The sequence below is a fragment of the Paenibacillus sp. ACRRY genome (assembly GCF_022346995.1).
Lineage (GTDB): Bacteria > Bacillota > Bacilli > Paenibacillales > Paenibacillaceae > Paenibacillus.
The window spans coordinates 1,905,091-1,920,160 of record NZ_JAKRNM010000001.1; the positions used below are offsets into that span (position 1 = coordinate 1,905,091).

The 15,070-nt window shown below is 46.7% G+C and carries 12 protein-coding genes; 3 read left to right on the top strand and 9 right to left on the bottom strand.

From position 1 onward, the window contains the following. Positions 1-94: 94 nt before the first annotated feature. The 9 genes from MH144_RS08215 to MH144_RS08255 form a co-directional block, all read right to left on the bottom strand. A complete protein-coding gene (locus tag MH144_RS08215) occupies positions 95-925 on the bottom strand; it encodes a carbohydrate ABC transporter permease (protein WP_239298997.1) in 831 nt (276 codons plus the stop codon). Next, entirely contained in the window at positions 918-1,805 is an 888-nt protein-coding gene (locus MH144_RS08220) for a carbohydrate ABC transporter permease (protein ID WP_095287984.1), read from the bottom strand. The genes MH144_RS08215 and MH144_RS08220 overlap by 8 nt, the downstream gene beginning before the upstream one ends. Before the next feature lie 146 nt (positions 1,806-1,951). After that, positions 1,952-3,244, bottom strand: coding sequence for an ABC transporter substrate-binding protein (locus MH144_RS08225; RefSeq protein WP_239299297.1), 1,293 nt, complete (start codon positions 3,242-3,244; stop codon positions 1,952-1,954). A 357-nt stretch (positions 3,245-3,601) separates the two neighbouring features. After that, a complete protein-coding gene (locus MH144_RS08230) occupies positions 3,602-5,374 on the bottom strand; it encodes a sensor histidine kinase (RefSeq protein WP_239298998.1) in 1,773 nt (590 codons plus the stop codon). 18 nt (positions 5,375-5,392) lie between these two features. Next, positions 5,393-6,922, bottom strand: a complete 1,530-nt coding sequence (locus MH144_RS08235; RefSeq protein WP_239298999.1) for a response regulator transcription factor — start codon at positions 6,920-6,922, stop codon at positions 5,393-5,395. Positions 6,923-7,275: 353 nt separating this feature from the next. Beyond that, positions 7,276-8,166, bottom strand: a complete 891-nt coding sequence (locus tag MH144_RS08240; RefSeq protein ID WP_239299000.1) for an SMP-30/gluconolactonase/LRE family protein — start codon at positions 8,164-8,166, stop codon at positions 7,276-7,278. 14 nt (positions 8,167-8,180) lie between these two features. Continuing rightward, the gene (locus tag MH144_RS08245; protein ID WP_239299002.1) at positions 8,181-8,843 is read right to left on the bottom strand and encodes an SGNH/GDSL hydrolase family protein; all 663 of its coding nucleotides are present in this window, start codon (positions 8,841-8,843) and stop codon (positions 8,181-8,183) included. A 49-nt stretch (positions 8,844-8,892) separates the two neighbouring features. Beyond that, complete coding sequence (locus MH144_RS08250; protein WP_481857323.1) at positions 8,893-9,684, bottom strand: alpha/beta hydrolase; 792 nt, start codon at positions 9,682-9,684, stop codon at positions 8,893-8,895. Positions 9,685-9,880: 196 nt separating this feature from the next. Beyond that, on the bottom strand, positions 9,881-10,717 hold the full coding sequence (locus MH144_RS08255) for an AraC family transcriptional regulator (RefSeq protein WP_239299004.1): 837 nt from the start codon (positions 10,715-10,717) through the stop codon (positions 9,881-9,883). Between the two features lie 150 nt (positions 10,718-10,867). Here MH144_RS08255 and MH144_RS08260 point away from each other — a divergent pair, with 150 nt between their 5' ends. The 3 genes from MH144_RS08260 to MH144_RS08270 all read left to right on the top strand — a co-directional run bounded on the left by MH144_RS08260 (position 10,868) and on the right by MH144_RS08270 (position 14,952). Then, positions 10,868-12,895 (top strand): beta-galactosidase, encoded by a 2,028-nt coding sequence (locus MH144_RS08260; protein WP_239299006.1) that lies wholly within the window; start codon positions 10,868-10,870, stop codon positions 12,893-12,895. A gap of 387 nt (positions 12,896-13,282) precedes the next feature. After that, positions 13,283-14,254 (top strand): helix-turn-helix transcriptional regulator, encoded by a 972-nt coding sequence (locus MH144_RS08265; RefSeq protein WP_239299007.1) that lies wholly within the window; start codon positions 13,283-13,285, stop codon positions 14,252-14,254. A gap of 17 nt (positions 14,255-14,271) precedes the next feature. After that, positions 14,272-14,952, top strand: a complete 681-nt coding sequence (locus MH144_RS08270; protein WP_239299008.1) for an AlkZ-related protein — start codon at positions 14,272-14,274, stop codon at positions 14,950-14,952. Positions 14,953-15,070: the final 118 nt, after the last annotated feature.

The window sequence follows — 15,070 nt, forward strand, 5'->3', positions numbered from 1 at the left end:
CCAATAACAAACAGAAAGACAGAGGTACACCATTGCTGGTGTCCTCTGTGTTTTTTCTCTACATCAGTCTTTTCAGATGACATCCACTATTCCATTATTTCACAGAACCAACCATACCAGCGACAAAGTGTTTCTGCATAATGAAGAACACTAATGCTGTAGGCAGCGTGGCGATGACAATCGCAGTCATGATCACCCCATAATCCGGCGAGTAACTGGAGCCGAGGTTGGAGATCAGCAATGGAATCGTTTGTTGATCTGGTGTCTGCAGCACAACGAGTGGCCACAGGTAGTTATTCCAGCTGCTCATGAATGTAATGATCGCAGCTGCCGCATATGTTGTTTTCATTGTAGGCATGTAGATCTTCAGGAAGATACCCAGTTCGCTAAGACCATCGATCCGGCCTGCTTCAAGCATCTCTTTCGGGAACATTTTGGTGTTCTGACGGAAGAAGAAGATCAGGAAGGCCGTTGTGATGGTTGGCAGAATGACTGCCGCCATCGTGTTAATTCCCATAAACGGTGCAATTCCCGAGATGGTTGCAAACATCCGATAGAGTGGTACCATCAACGCTGCGAACGGAATCATCATAGAAAGCAGCAGGATGTTGAAGACGATGTCACGTGATTTCGTCCGGTACACTTCAAAGCCGTAACCAGCCATGGAACCAATCAACAGTGCAAGCACTGTGGAAATAATGGACACAATGGCCGAGTTGCCCAGTGCCTGTACCAGATTGGTGGTATCCAGCAGCTTCGTGAAGTTATCCAAGAAAGCCGAGCCAGGTAACAATCTGCCTTTGGTCACATCTACCGAAGCATTCGTGGAGCTGACGAGCATCCAGAAAAATGGGAAGATCGATATGAAGGCCACAAGGGACAGGAATACATAGGTGAAAATGCGTTTCACTTTGTTCTTAGCCATTTTTATCACCTGCCACTTTAAACTGGATGATGGACAATACAATAATCATCAGCACGATGGAATACGAAACGGTTGCCGCATATCCGAAGTCCGGTGAATATTTGAACGAAAGGTTATAGATGTATTGAGAGATGGACATCGTTGCATTACCCGGTCCACCCTTGGTGATGTTCATGATCTCATCAAAGATTTGCAAGGTACCAATCGTTGATGTAATGGACGTGAACAGAATAATTGGTTTGAGCAATGGTACTGTAATTTTGAAAAATTGAGTAAATGCATTCGCTCCATCAATACGCGCTGCTTCATAGATCGATTGATCGATATTTTGCAGGGAAGACAGATAGAAAATCATGTTATATCCGGTCCAACGCCAAGTAACGGCGATTATGATCGTAATTTTAGCCCAGAACGGGTCGGTGATCCATTGAATCGGTTCAGCAATGACATGCAGATTCATCAGGAATTGATTGACCATTCCATCTGCAGAGAACAAATACTTGAATACAACAGAGTAGGCAACCAGTGAGGTTACACAAGGTAAAAATATTGCAGTACGGAAAAAGCTGCGGAAGCGCAGTGTGCTGTCATTCAATAGAACGGAAATGAACAATCCGAGAATGATCATGACAGGGACTTGAATGATCAGATACAAAAATGTATTTGATACGGCTGTACGGAACGTTGTATCAATAAACAACCTTTTATAGTTATCGAGCCCCGTAAATTCAAGATTGGCACCCACGCCAGACTTGAAAGATAAGAGCAGTGCCTGCAGCATCGGATAGAAGTAGAATGCAACGATCCCGATGACAGCGAGCGAAATAAAAGCCCATCCAGTCAAATTATTTTTCTTTTGGAGACTGTCTCCTGTATTCATGGCTTTCACAGTATGGCTCCTCTCTCTCCATGCAACATGGATAGAACCCATGGAGCCTTCCACCATGTCCGGTCGGCAGTGTGCTTCGCCAGACGGTGGAACGGCTCCGATGCTTCCTTGGGTTCTATAAGTTACCGTGGATCATCTTAGTTTAGTTGAGCTTCAGCTTGTTTTTGTGCATCAGCCAGAACGTCGTCAATTGCTTTGCCGTTCAGGAAGTTTTGCATTTCCACAACCAGAATGTCCTCAATTGCATATGTGTTGATACCGTAGTTTACGCTAGGGATTTCTTCAGTCCATTTTGCGAAGTCTGCAAACACTTTTTGTCCACCGAAGAACTCATCTTCTTTGTTAAATGCTTCACCTTCTGTAGCCGGTTTGTATGTTCCGATTGCGCCGATACCGTTAAGCAGGTCTTGATACAATTGTTTGTCAGAACCAAACGTACTGCCAAGGAAATCTGCAGCTTGATCTGCACCAGGAACATTGTTCATAACATACCAGGAGCTTCCTCCGAGGTTGGATGCATGTACAGAGTTTGGTTGACCAGCCATTTTAGGAAGCGGAGCTACCGCCCATTGACCGGATTGGGATGCTTCTTGACGAACAGATGGTGTAATCCAGTTACCTGTTGGGATAGTGGATACGTCACCGTTATTGAAAGCTGCTACGAACTGGCTCCAGTCGGAGTTCAGTTTAACCACATTGGCATCCATCATTGCTTTGTAGGTTACAAATGCTTCTTTCAATGCTGCATTTCCAGCCAGGTCTGGTGTTTTACCATCTTCAGCAGAATACCATTTACCTGCGGATTGAATCATCATACGGATCAGACCCAGGTCATTCGGATCAAGAGTGATCAGATCTTTACCTGTTTTTGCTTTGACATCTTTACCAATTTGGATGTAATCATCCCAAGTGATATCTTGCAGATCTTCAGCTTTGTAACCAGCTTGCTCCAGCAAGTCTGTTCTGTAGTAGAGACCCGTTACACCAGAGTCAAATGGTACACCGTATTGTTTGCCGTCATAAGCTGTCGGTCCCAATTTGTAATCGGCAAAGTCAGAAGCCGTGAAGTTGGAAGACAGATCCTTGAAGGCATCAGGGTAGGCGTTCAGGAAGCTTTGTGCACGGTAGTCTTCAATCAGTACGATATTTGGAAGACCGTTGCTTGTTCCCGAGTTCAAACCTGTGTTGAGTTTTTGGATAATATCATTCTGTGCATATTCAACAACGTTAATTTTTACATCAGGATGATCCTTAGCATAAGCTTCTTTTGCTGTATTCAATGCAGCAATGTTGAACGATGGGTCCCAAGCCCAGATCGTAATTTCATTGGATGCTTTATCACCTTCGCTTGCCGTGTTGCCTCCTCCACCGGAAGAACATGCGGACAATAGCAGGACAGTAACGAGCATCAATACCCACATTTTTTTCAAATCATTCAACTCCCCTTCAACCTCTTTGTGTGTAATTTGTTTGCGTTTTCTGAAAGCGGTTGCTTTCGATGTATTCATCTTATCATTCCCAAATCGGCATTCGTTAGTAATAATTTTGTACGGATTTGTCATCTTATTGCCACAATGAAAACCTTTACAGAAACCGGTTGCATTAAATTTGGTTTTTGGTAATTCCTTTTGATTTTGGAGTATATCGAGCCAAAAATTTTACCATTGAAGCAAAATACCGCTTTCATTAATAAAAATAAAAAAGCCTTTCTAGTGGAGACCACGCCACCACAGAAAGACTTTTTATCAGTTTAGAATGTGAGTTCATGTTGCATCTGTGCCATTTCTTCAGCTTGTAATCAGCGGAAGTGTAACCGTCACTCTTGTCCCCTCGCCTGGCGTACTCATAATCGTCACACCATAAGGGGCACCATACAACAGTTCAATTCGGTCATGCACATTACGAATGCCAATGCCGCTAAACAACTGCCGATTATTTTTGGGATTAGGCAATGATTCGCCCATCGCAAACCCTTCAATACCGTCTCCATTATCCATGATCTCGCATATGAGCGTTTCTCCTGCCCGTGAGACAAGAACATGAATGGTGCCAGTCTCTTTGCGGTTAAAGGCGTGGAAAAAGGCGTTTTCAATAAACGGTTGGATGACAAGTTTGGGTACATGGTAGTGATTACAGTCGGGTGCTACATAAAAGGCCGCTTTGATTCGTCCACCATAACGGACATGATTAATGAAGACATAATTTTTCAGGTTCTCCACTTCCTGCTCTACCATGACCGTTTCGCTTACGTCGCTGATCGTATTTTGCAGTAAGGCAATCAATGCGTTAATGGTCTCTGCTGCCCGGTCCTTATTTCCCTGCTGCACGAGTACCTTCACCGAAGCCAGGGTATTATACAAAAAATGAGGATTAATCTGGCTTTGCAATGCCGCAAGTTCTGCATTGCGCTGTTCCCGCTGGGTTAATACGAGCTGATCCACGTAGTCATGAAGCTCATCCAGCATGTAATTGTACGCATGACCAATCTGCCTGCTCTCATAACTTCCACTAACCGGAATGTAGTTATCGAGATCGCTTTTCGTAATATTGGACATTTGCTTCACGAGCCTGCGCAGCGACTTTGTAATTTGGTTGGTTATTAAAAACACCAGTACAAGCGCCCCAGCCACAATGGCTGCACAAATCAAGGCAATGGTTTTCAAATCAAGCAATTGTCCCACAGCCTGATCCTTGTCAACGACGTTAATAATATAGAAACGGTAAAACGGCAGATATTCGGACAGGACTACGCTATCCTGCTCCATGACCTTTGCATTTATTCCATTATTATTGCTTTTTGTGGCCATCTGTCTGGCGTAAGAAAGAAGATCCAGCTGCTTCGTGCCAATCCATTCCTCCCGGTTCGAAGACACAATTTCCCCATTTTCATTGAGGATGACCACATCGTTGCCTCTACTCGTAAAACTGCTGTAGAACTGACGGAACACATTCTCTCTAATGGTTACATAGAGCGTTCCGTAGATCCGGCTCTCGGTCCGATCCGCCAGTGCTTTCGTAGCTGAAATCATCTGCTGTGTGCCCACGTCGGCATCCGTTCGGTAATCGTCAAAAATCAGCCGATTCGGTGTCTCCACAGCTTCGATTGTAATCGGCAGTTCTTTTAGTTCCTCTACCGACATTCTCAGGTGGGATCGATCCGTAGAATAGGTGCGCCCATTAATTCCACTAATCGTAATGCCGACCTCATAAGATTCCATAATGGACTGGATACGATCCATCGATTCCCTCATATTGTAATAGGATTTTGCCATCGTGAGAGAATCCCCCTCTCCCTCCGACAGATAACCGCGAATTGCCCCGCTTTGGCTTACGTTGTTGGAGACGGCCGCAATCGCATCATTAAAGGATTCGAATGTGGTCTTAATCTGACTGAGCACTTTGGAGTTTGTAATGCTAAATGTCTCGGTAAACAGCTTCGTCGACATATGGACAGTAGTCCATAAAATAAGTACGGAAACGAGAATGATACTAATCACCATGACGAGAAACAGCTTGGGAAACAATCCGAGACGTGATAATCCGTTCATCCATTTCTTCATGATCTTTTCCTTCTGACTTTATGCCCAGAATTTCCGACGATATCGGCTTGGTGACAGTCCGGTAAATTTTTTGAACACTTTGCAGAAATAGCTGTGATCCGAATAGCCTACCATGCTGCTGATTTCGGAAATGGTAACATCATCCGATCGCAAGAGTTCTTCTGCCTTCTCAATGCGAATTTTGTTCAGATATTCGTTGAATCCTTCTTTTTTATGTGACGAAAAATAACTGGATAAATACGATGGATTAAAATGAAAATGCTTCGCGACTTCAGCGAGACCGAGCGGTTGATCGAAATGCTCATGCATATATTCAAGCAGCATCTTCATATTAGGGTCACTGCGCTTCCCACCATCACCAGCTGTGCATTCCTGCACTTCAAGCATGAACTGGTCAAGCACTTGCATGGCCTCATTCAGACTTGAAGCTCCGTCCACGTTTTTGAAATAAGTATACTTGCTCTCTTCCAGTGCCGAAGACTGTACGTCCATATCCGCAAGGGTAATCGTTACGTTGAAAATTAGATTGCCCAAAAAGGATTTGATTTCGAACACATCCGCAATGTAGTCACGTCCCAGCGTAAGGGCATGCTCTTTCAGATACTCCCTGGCTGACTCAGTACGATTCCGCTTCACATGCTGCAAGAACATATTGACATTAAACTGGTAACCTGCCGTATGCAGTGGTGGAAGTTCACTGTAGACAAGAATTGAACGATCCCCATAATAAAAACGATATTCCATAAGTTTAATGAGCTGATTACGGTACACATCACCCATCTGGTAAAATGATGTAAAGCTGTCACTTAAGACCCAGCTGGGTCCTTTAATGCCCGCTCCATTTTCAATGGCCATCTGTTTGATCCGCTCGACCATCCATTCCTCCTTGGCAGGTTCTACATTCAGCAGGAATATAGGCATTTCATTCTCCACCGGTACCATGGCACATTCCACATCGGCAAGGTAATTTAGCAGCTTGTTTTCCGTATCCTCCTGACTTAAGTGCGAATGCTTCCCGGACACAAGGAGGCGAAAGCAATCATGTGGAAACGTGTCTCTGACCATAGCCATATCTTTTTCGTCTTCCAATGCAAAACCCGATATCATCTTCTCCATGAACTGTCCCAGCTTCCACCCTTCGTTTGAGGGTTCATACTGCAGTTCAGGAATTTTCCCGGCCGTTCGCTGAAGTACCTGCAGCAGCTCGTCGGTGTCCAGCTTCGGTTTCAAAATGTAATCTGCAGCTCCGTGCTGAAGCGTCGATCGTACATATTCGAACTCACTGAAACTGCTGAGCACAATGACTTCAATCTGTGGCTGGCTGGCTTTTAGCGTTCGCACAAATGCTTCACCGTCCATGATCGGCATCACTATGTCGGTAATAACGATGTCAGGCTTCAGCAAACGTACCTGTTCCAGGCCTTCTTCCCCATTGGACGCTTCTCCGACAATCTGGAATCCTTCCGATTCCCAATTCATATGATGCTTGATCCCCTGGCGTACCAGAAACTCATCGTCAACAATCAGCACCTTGCACAACCGGTTCATGATCGCGACCCCCTTGTCTAATCTTTCCTCTATGTCTCTACAGGTTATACCTTTTTTATATCGGATATAACGGGTCCCCAGTGTTAGCGGTTACATAAATTTTAAAGTTTTGGTTCTCTCTTTATATCCCATAATCGTTGTTAAATCAATGGGAATTGAAAGTCAAACGTATTACTGAAACAAAATCCACTCATTCATTTTACACTATTATTCGACAAAAAAAGAAGCCATGGTTCACCTAAAAGCAATCGGTGTTCCAGGACTTCTTATCATATCTTACGATCTACTTAAAGTTCAATGATTACTTGAACAAACCAAACCTCTTCATCGTACATTGAAATTCCTGCTGTGATTTACTCTGCCTGGTGCACTCTGCCATACGCATGGGTCTTCTGCCCTTTAGCACCGGGTCTAATCACAAAGACTGAACCGGCATCGGGCGTCTCCACCAAACGTTCCTCACTGATGCCTATTCTTGCGGTTGTGATATAGAGATCCTTCAAGTCAGGCCCGCCGAAACAACAGGAGGTTACCTGGTCTGCAGGTATTTCAATCTGCTCCAGCAATTCTCCGTTATTCGGGTTCCAACGTGTCACTCTTCCGCCGCCCCAGTGTGCAACCCACAACATACCCTCGCTGTCCACCGTCATTCCGTCAGGAAAACCAAAATCCTCCGGCACCGAAATAACGCTTCTCCGATTTGTGATTTCACCTGCTGCGAGATCAAAATCAAATCGGTCAATGGAACGTGTTGGCGTATCGATATAGTACATAATCTGTTCATCCGGGCTCCAGCCTAGCCCATTGGAGGTAGACACATCTTGAACCATGGTTCGAACCGGTTTGCCTTCCTCGAGACAATACAGTGAGCCTGCTTTACTTTCGTCATGCAAACTCATTGTACCCGCCCAGAACCGACCAAGGGAATCACATTTGCCATCATTGAATCGGTTGGTGGCCTTATCGCTTTCAGGATCTTCGATTGCCTTCAATTCTCCCGTGCTCAGATGGTAGGTATGGAACCCGCTGCGGAGTGCCACAACAACTTCATCGCCGCGGTAGGGAACAACAGCACCCACATGTTCACCTACGTCGTAAGCCTGATCTTGCCCCGTTTCAGGATCATAGACATGTACCTTGTAGCTTTCGATATCTACCCATAACAAACGATTGTGTTCTGCATCCCAGCTTGGACCTTCCCCCAGCCGTGCCGGGGTATGTACTGCAATGTTGAGCTTGCTCAAGCAATCACATCCTTTTATGATTTGACGCCGCCTGACCATTCAAAACCGATGGCATCCAAAAATGCTTTGGACAAAATCATGTGGCCAGTTGCATCTGGATGAACACGGTCATGAGTCAGGACTGACGTATAGAAATGATCCCAGAACGGGACAAAGGCTGCCTGTGTATCCACGAAAATGGCATCAAACTCATTCGCTACTCTACGCACAGCTTCGCCATAGATATCCATCGTCGCTCGCATAGGATCTTCAGGATTGGCCTCCAAGTAATATGGAGTCATTAAGACAAGTCCTTTTAGATTGGGGCGAACAGAAGCCACAAGTTCTCTCAAAGTGGATTCATACTCTTCCAAAAATACATGCGAATCTGCTGAAAATGGACGGTCGAATTGACGCCATACATCATTAATGCCGATCATGATTGTCAACCAATCGGGCTTCAGATCAATGACGTCGCGGTCCCAGCGCTGCTTCAAATCGCGAATTGTATTCCCACTATTACCCACATTCTGAATACGCAGCATCAATTCCGGATAAATGGAACGCAAAAGTGCGTATACCTGTGCAACGTAACCATGTCCAAGTCCAGAACTGCCTTCCCCTACAGGATGTTCACGACCGCAGTCTGTGATGGAATCGCCGATAAAGAGCAGCTTGTCATTCTTTTGCAATTTCATAGTCGTATCTCCTTCGCCCTATAGCGCATTTATAATGAGGGGTAAACGGTTACCATCCTTGATTTTTGAGCCAAGTCAGACACAGATCCGACCACGCCCGGACGGCATGATCATCTTCAGCAAGGCCGAGACCATGTGATCCTTTTTCGAATACATGCAGATCATAAGGAATACCTTGGGCACCCAGTGCAAGCGCATAACGCAGGCTATTTTCGACAGGTACGGCCTGATCATCACTCGTGTGCCAGATAAATGCTTCAGGTGCGTCAGCTTTAACCTGCTGCTCTGCGCTAAATGCTCTAATCTGTTCAGACGAGGCATCCGGGCCCAGCAGATTTTCGCGCGAACCTGCATGTCCATACGATTCCATCGTTATAACGGGATAACAGAGAATAACCCGATCCGGGCGTGAGCTTTCGCGCTCAATCGGATCTTCGTGATTCGGCTGCCCCTTATCATATAGGGTACCAAGCGTTGCTGTAAGATGTCCGCCTGCAGAGAAGCCGAGCACAGCAATTTTGGAAGGATTGATACCAAATTCCTGGGCATGGGCGCGTACATATCGGATGGCACGCTGACCATCGGATAGTGGTGCAGGATGCTGATGAGGTGCTACCCGGTATTTCAGCACAAATGCACTAATACCTGCACGGTTGAGCAATTCGGCAATTGGGGCTCCTTCGTGATCTGCAAGAAACCCGTAACCGCCGCCGGGACACACAATGACAGCGCTCTCGGAACCAGGCTGAATAAAAGGTATGAGATGTGGCATCTCTTCTTCATGCCCTTTAGCCGCATGAGGTGCTGCATGATCCCATAAGGGAATGGTTGTTGTTGTCAACTTCTATCATCCTCTCTAAGTAGAACGGATTCGATAATCCGCTTTCGTTTTCCAATTGAAGGAATCGATATCATCATAACGGCAACTGCCCCCATGCATCAATACCTTCCTGGCATCACTTTTGTTCAGGTTGTCACTGTGGGCGGAAAAACCCGGTCAGAAACCATGATCAACAGTCGTATCCCTCTCTACTTCGCTATAAATATAACGTTCGAAATTGCTCAGGTGTTACACCTTCAATTCGCCGAAATGTGGCTACAAAATGGCTCGCATCGCGAAAGCCAACACGCGCAGCCGTTTCCTTCACGGTCAATTTGCTGTTGCCTGTCATCCATTCCTTGGATTTGCGAATCCGCAGAAGAATGAAATAGCTGTAGGCCGTCATGCCGAATGATTGTTTAAACAACGTATTCAAATGTCTTGGTGTGATTCCTGGCACGGCAGCCATCTGTTCAAGCCCGATATCGGGATCCGCATAATGCTGGTCCATAAAAGCAATGAGCGGTGCAAGCCGCTCCACGGCATGCGAGATCGATGACCTACTGCCGGTCATGCCGTGTTTTTTGAGCAGGATCAAAAAGCGGTACATATCGGCGGAAGCTTCCAGACCGGACAAGTCCTGATCGCTACTGATGGAGCCCAGCACCTCCCTGCCGTAGTTCTCCAGCGGGCTTCCCGTATCCCATTGATGGAGTGCCGCCTCTCCAAGTCCAAGTGCCTCGGTGATGGCCGGGCACTGAGATCCGCCAAACGTAATATAGAGCGTCTCCCACTCCCCTAATGAAGGTACATATTCATGCGGCTCATTCGGAGGCAGGAGAATTCCGGAGCCTTCGTCAAGGACTACAGTCGAACCGGCAAAATGGAATTCCCCTGCTCCTTTCACCGTCTGAAGCCAGTGATAACAAGGATAGCCTGCAGGCCTAAGTACATTCTCCTGATTGCCGTTATAACCAATGCTTTCGATGTACAGGGGGAGCGGCTCTTCGCGCGGAGTCATGAAATATCTTCGATGTGTTGGTGAGATTAACATGGTGTTCTCCTCTCGATGTGTAAGCGTTCAGGCAATGCACATATGTTTTTCTCATTTCCATATTCTTATATGATTCATTACTTTTCTTATATTTTAAAAGCTATTTGAATCATATAATATACAATTATTCTTATACAAGAGGTGAACATATTGATTAGCAGCAAATTACCCAAAATGTTCTATGGCGGTGACTACAACCCTGAACAATGGGATCACGAGACCCATCTTGAAGACCTGCGCATGTTTAAACTGGCAGGTATCGATATAGCCACGATCAACGTTTTCTCTTGGGCTCTGATTCAGCCTGATGAGGTAACCTATAGATTTGAAGAATTGGATCAATTAATTGACAGCCTCTATGAAAACGGTGTCTACGTTTGTCTCGCAACCAGCACCGCGGCTCATCCCGCGTGGATGGCCAAGAAATACCCGGATGTACTGCGTGTGGATGCAGATGGACGCAAACGCAAATTCGGCGGACGCCATAATTCCTGTCCAAACAGTCCAACCTATCGCAAATATTCTCAGAAAATTGCCGATAAACTGGCGGAACGCTACAAAGACCATCCTGCTGTCCTGGTATGGCACATCTCCAACGAATATGGCGGAGACTGCTATTGCGACAACTGTGAGAAAGCCTTCCGTGTGTATCTGAAAGAGCGTTACAAGACTCTGGATCAGCTTAATCAAGCATGGAACACCAACTTCTGGGGTCACACCTTCTATGACTGGGACGAAATCGTTCTGCCAAGCAATCTGAGTGAGCACTGGGGTAACAACAACTCGACGTTCCAGGGCATTTCCCTTGATTACTCCCGCTTCAACTCCGACAGCATGCTTGATTGTTACCGTTTGGAATACGATGCGATTAAGAAGCATGTCCCTGATTCCGTCGTAACGACTAACCTGATGGGATTCTTCAAGCAGCTTGATTATTTCAAATGGGCCAAATATATGGATATCATCTCTTGGGACAGCTACCCGGGCCTTGCCACGCCATTCAGCTTCACCGCCATGGCACATGATCTGATGCGCGGGTTGAAAGATGGCCAGCCGTTCATGCTTATGGAACAGACACCAAGCCAGCAAAACTGGCAGCCTTACAACTCGCTGAAGCGTCCTGGCGTTATGCGACTGTGGAGCTATCAGACGATTGCGCATGGCGCAGACACCATTATGTTCTTCCAGCTTCGCCGCTCCATCGGTGCATGCGAGAAGTATCATGGTGCAGTCATTGAACACGTTGGACATGAGAATACACGTGTATTCCGCGAAGTCGCCCAGCTTGGCAAGGAGCTGCAATTGCTCGGTGACAAAACACTGGATGCTACGGTGGAATCCAAAGTGGCGATTGTGTTTGACTGGGATAACTGGTGGGCCATTGAGAAATCCAGCGGTCCTACCGTTGCCCTGAATTATGTGGATCAAATTCACAAATATTACGCTGCCTTTTTCCGCCGCAATATCCAAGTGGATATTGTCAGCGTGGATACCGACCTTAGCAAATATGATATTGTTCTTGCTCCGGTACTTTACATGGTCAAACCCGGATTTGCAGCCAAACTGGAGAAGTTTGTTGAAGCCGGCGGTACGTTCCTGACCACATTCTTCAGCGGCATTGTCAATGAGAGTGACCTCGTCACCACAGGTGGCTACCCAGGTGAACTTCGTAAGCTGCTTGGGATCTGGGTCGAAGAGATCGATGCTCTGCTCCCTGAGCAGAAGAACAGCATCGTGCTGAAAGACACCTATGGTGATCTACACGGCAAATACGAATGCGGCATGCTGTGTGACCTGCTTCACAGCGAAGGTGCTGAAGTTATCGCCGAGTATGGGGATGATTTCTATCAAGGTATGCCTGTCGTAACCCGCAACACGTTCGGTCAAGGTGAGGCATGGTATGTGGCTTCCGATCCGGAAGAGAGCTTCCTGGATGGCCTGCTGGGACAGCTTGCGGCAGCCAAAAACATCCACCCTTTGCTCGAAACACCAGATGGTGTGGAAGTAAGCGCACGTACAAAAGACGGCAAGCAGTACCTCTTCGTCATGAACCACAATGCGACCACGCAGTCGTATGAACTTGGAAATGGTAAGGCACAGGATCTCTTAACGGATCGCGAACTCTCGGGTAGCGTGGAGATTGAGGGCCGCGGTGTTCAACTGCTCGAGATGAAGTGAGCCCTACCTGTATTAAAAAAGGCGAGAAACAGAACAATAGGAAACACTTATTAAAGAATCGTTATATTTCAATCCATTCATTAGATATATGCTTCTTTCATCATAACTAACTGCTACTTACCGTATCCGTTTATCGGGGTACGGTTTTTTGCCATCATTTGTGGAATTTGGATGAGAAGGAGATAATGCCTCGTAGGGCGAATTTGGACGAGACACATATTATAAGGGCACCTGCCGGAAAAGCGCTCCCTCATCCACCAGTACACAGCAAAATTAATGCGTACATATTATTGGTGACACCCAAGATGTCACTAATCGGCTGTTACAATGGTTTTAGCACTCCGGCAACCTTTCCGGCGGCCTGACTCTCGAAACGGAGTGGCTGACATGAATAAAATAAATCGGCTTGCTGCCATCGTCATGGCATTACAGCACGGACTCGAAACAGCACATTCACTCGCAGACAAGTTTGAAGTGTCCCGTCGTACCATTTTGCGAGATATCCAGTCTCTGTCCGAGATGAACGTGCCGATTATTGCTATTTCCGGCCCTGGCGGTGGATTTCGGCTTATGGAGGGTTACGTGCTGCCTCCACTGCAGCTGGATCCGGTAGAAGCAGCGACTCTCATTTTCGCTCTTGAGGGAATTAGCCATTATGCAGATACACCTTTTCAAGAGAAACGCTGGACGGTTATGGATAAAATTAAAGGCATTATTCCGGATGACGTCATGGCTCGAATCGATCCCATGCTCAAACAGCTGAATCACTATATCCCGGAGCGCAACTATATTCTTCATCATTTGGAACCGCTCCTTGCATGTATTCCTGAACACGGTTGGCTGCGTGTCCTGTATCGTTCGGCTGCACGCCAGCGCTGGATTCAGATCCGTCCGATTCGCATTTATGCTTCTGCCGGATTCTGGTACTGTGATGCATATTCGGAGGAACATGGGGAACAGCGTGTGTTTCGAGTGGATCGGATTCTGGAAGCAGAGTCTATTGATTCCTCAAAAACTGAACAGTTAACGATAAATGCCGAGCGTGAATTGAGCCAGCCTCGCCCTTTGGAAAAGCCTTCCGTTCGTATCAAAGCCCGTTTAAGCTACTGTGCCATGGTCGAGGCAGAACAAGACAGGCACATTGGTGAGAAATTGACGGAAATTGCCCCAGATCTCTGGGAACTGTCCTTCCTCTGTCCAGCAGATCAATGGGAGTGGGCTGTTCGTTTCTTTTATCGTCTGGGCCGTGAAGCCGAAGTGATTGAACCCGAGGAACTTCGCAGCGAGATCAGGCAGCATGCCGAGGAAGTGTACCGACTGTATGTGAGTACCACTCCTAATTCTTGTACAACTACATAAAAGGAGATGCCTTAACCATGATTACTGAGCCGATTGTAACCTATGAAGAAGCTGTCCAGCGTATACAGACTGCGGGATTGCTTCCACTGGCACCGTTATTTCCCGACTTCCCTTCTCTCTCTTCGTTAACGCCACAGGAAAATTGGCATACCGATTCTCCTCTTGATCCCTGGCTGTGGCGTTCACGCCTAGCTGAAGAAGGCGTTGCAGCATACGGCAAATTTGTCAAAAAGAAAGCCATCCTCATCTCCCGCGAATGTTTCCCTTGGGTGCGCCGGTTGCTATCTGACAGCAGGACCATCCAGGAGCAATACAACGCCGGTCTGCTCTCCCGTGACGCATTCAAGCTCTATGAGCGAATCGAAGATCAGGAAGGCATTGATGGGCGGGCATTACGTGCACAGGCTGGATTTGGTGCCAAGGAAGATAAGAAGGCATTCGATCAAGGGCTACTGGATCTCCAGGGCAACACAGCCGTTGTCATTAGCGGGACCAAGGAAAAGGAAGGTCTCGCAGATGGCAAGGTGGCCTGGAACAGTTCCTCCTATGAGACGGCAAGTCACTGGATGAGTCGTCAGGGTATTGAACCCTTTAACGGCAGTACCACAGAAGCACGTGACCTTTTGCTGGACAAGCTCATGGAACACACGACTGAAGCTGGATTGATAAAAGTAAAAAAGGCGCTTGGCATCGTTTAAACCGAATCCATGGCGAGGGACTTAGATACATTCAGCATCAAAAGTAAGTCATTCAAGATTTCGTACTGTTTACAACAAAAATCCCGGAGGCCACTTTCAACATCGCCTACCGGGATCT

Coding starts and splice junctions, on each gene's coding strand:
- MH144_RS08215 (WP_239298997.1), bottom strand. CDS start 925: ATGGCTAAGAACAAAGTGAAACGCATTTTCACCTATGTATTCCTGTCC.
- MH144_RS08220 (WP_095287984.1), bottom strand. CDS start 1,805: ATGAATACAGGAGACAGTCTCCAAAAGAAAAATAATTTGACTGGATGG.
- MH144_RS08230 (WP_239298998.1), bottom strand. CDS start 5,374: ATGAAGAAATGGATGAACGGATTATCACGTCTCGGATTGTTTCCCAAG.
- MH144_RS08235 (WP_239298999.1), bottom strand. CDS start 6,922: ATGAACCGGTTGTGCAAGGTGCTGATTGTTGACGATGAGTTTCTGGTA.
- MH144_RS08245 (WP_239299002.1), bottom strand. CDS start 8,843: ATGAAATTGCAAAAGAATGACAAGCTGCTCTTTATCGGCGATTCCATC.
- MH144_RS08255 (WP_239299004.1), bottom strand. CDS start 10,717: ATGTTAATCTCACCAACACATCGAAGATATTTCATGACTCCGCGCGAA.
- MH144_RS08265 (WP_239299007.1), top strand. CDS start 13,283: ATGAATAAAATAAATCGGCTTGCTGCCATCGTCATGGCATTACAGCAC.
- MH144_RS08270 (WP_239299008.1), top strand. CDS start 14,272: ATGATTACTGAGCCGATTGTAACCTATGAAGAAGCTGTCCAGCGTATA.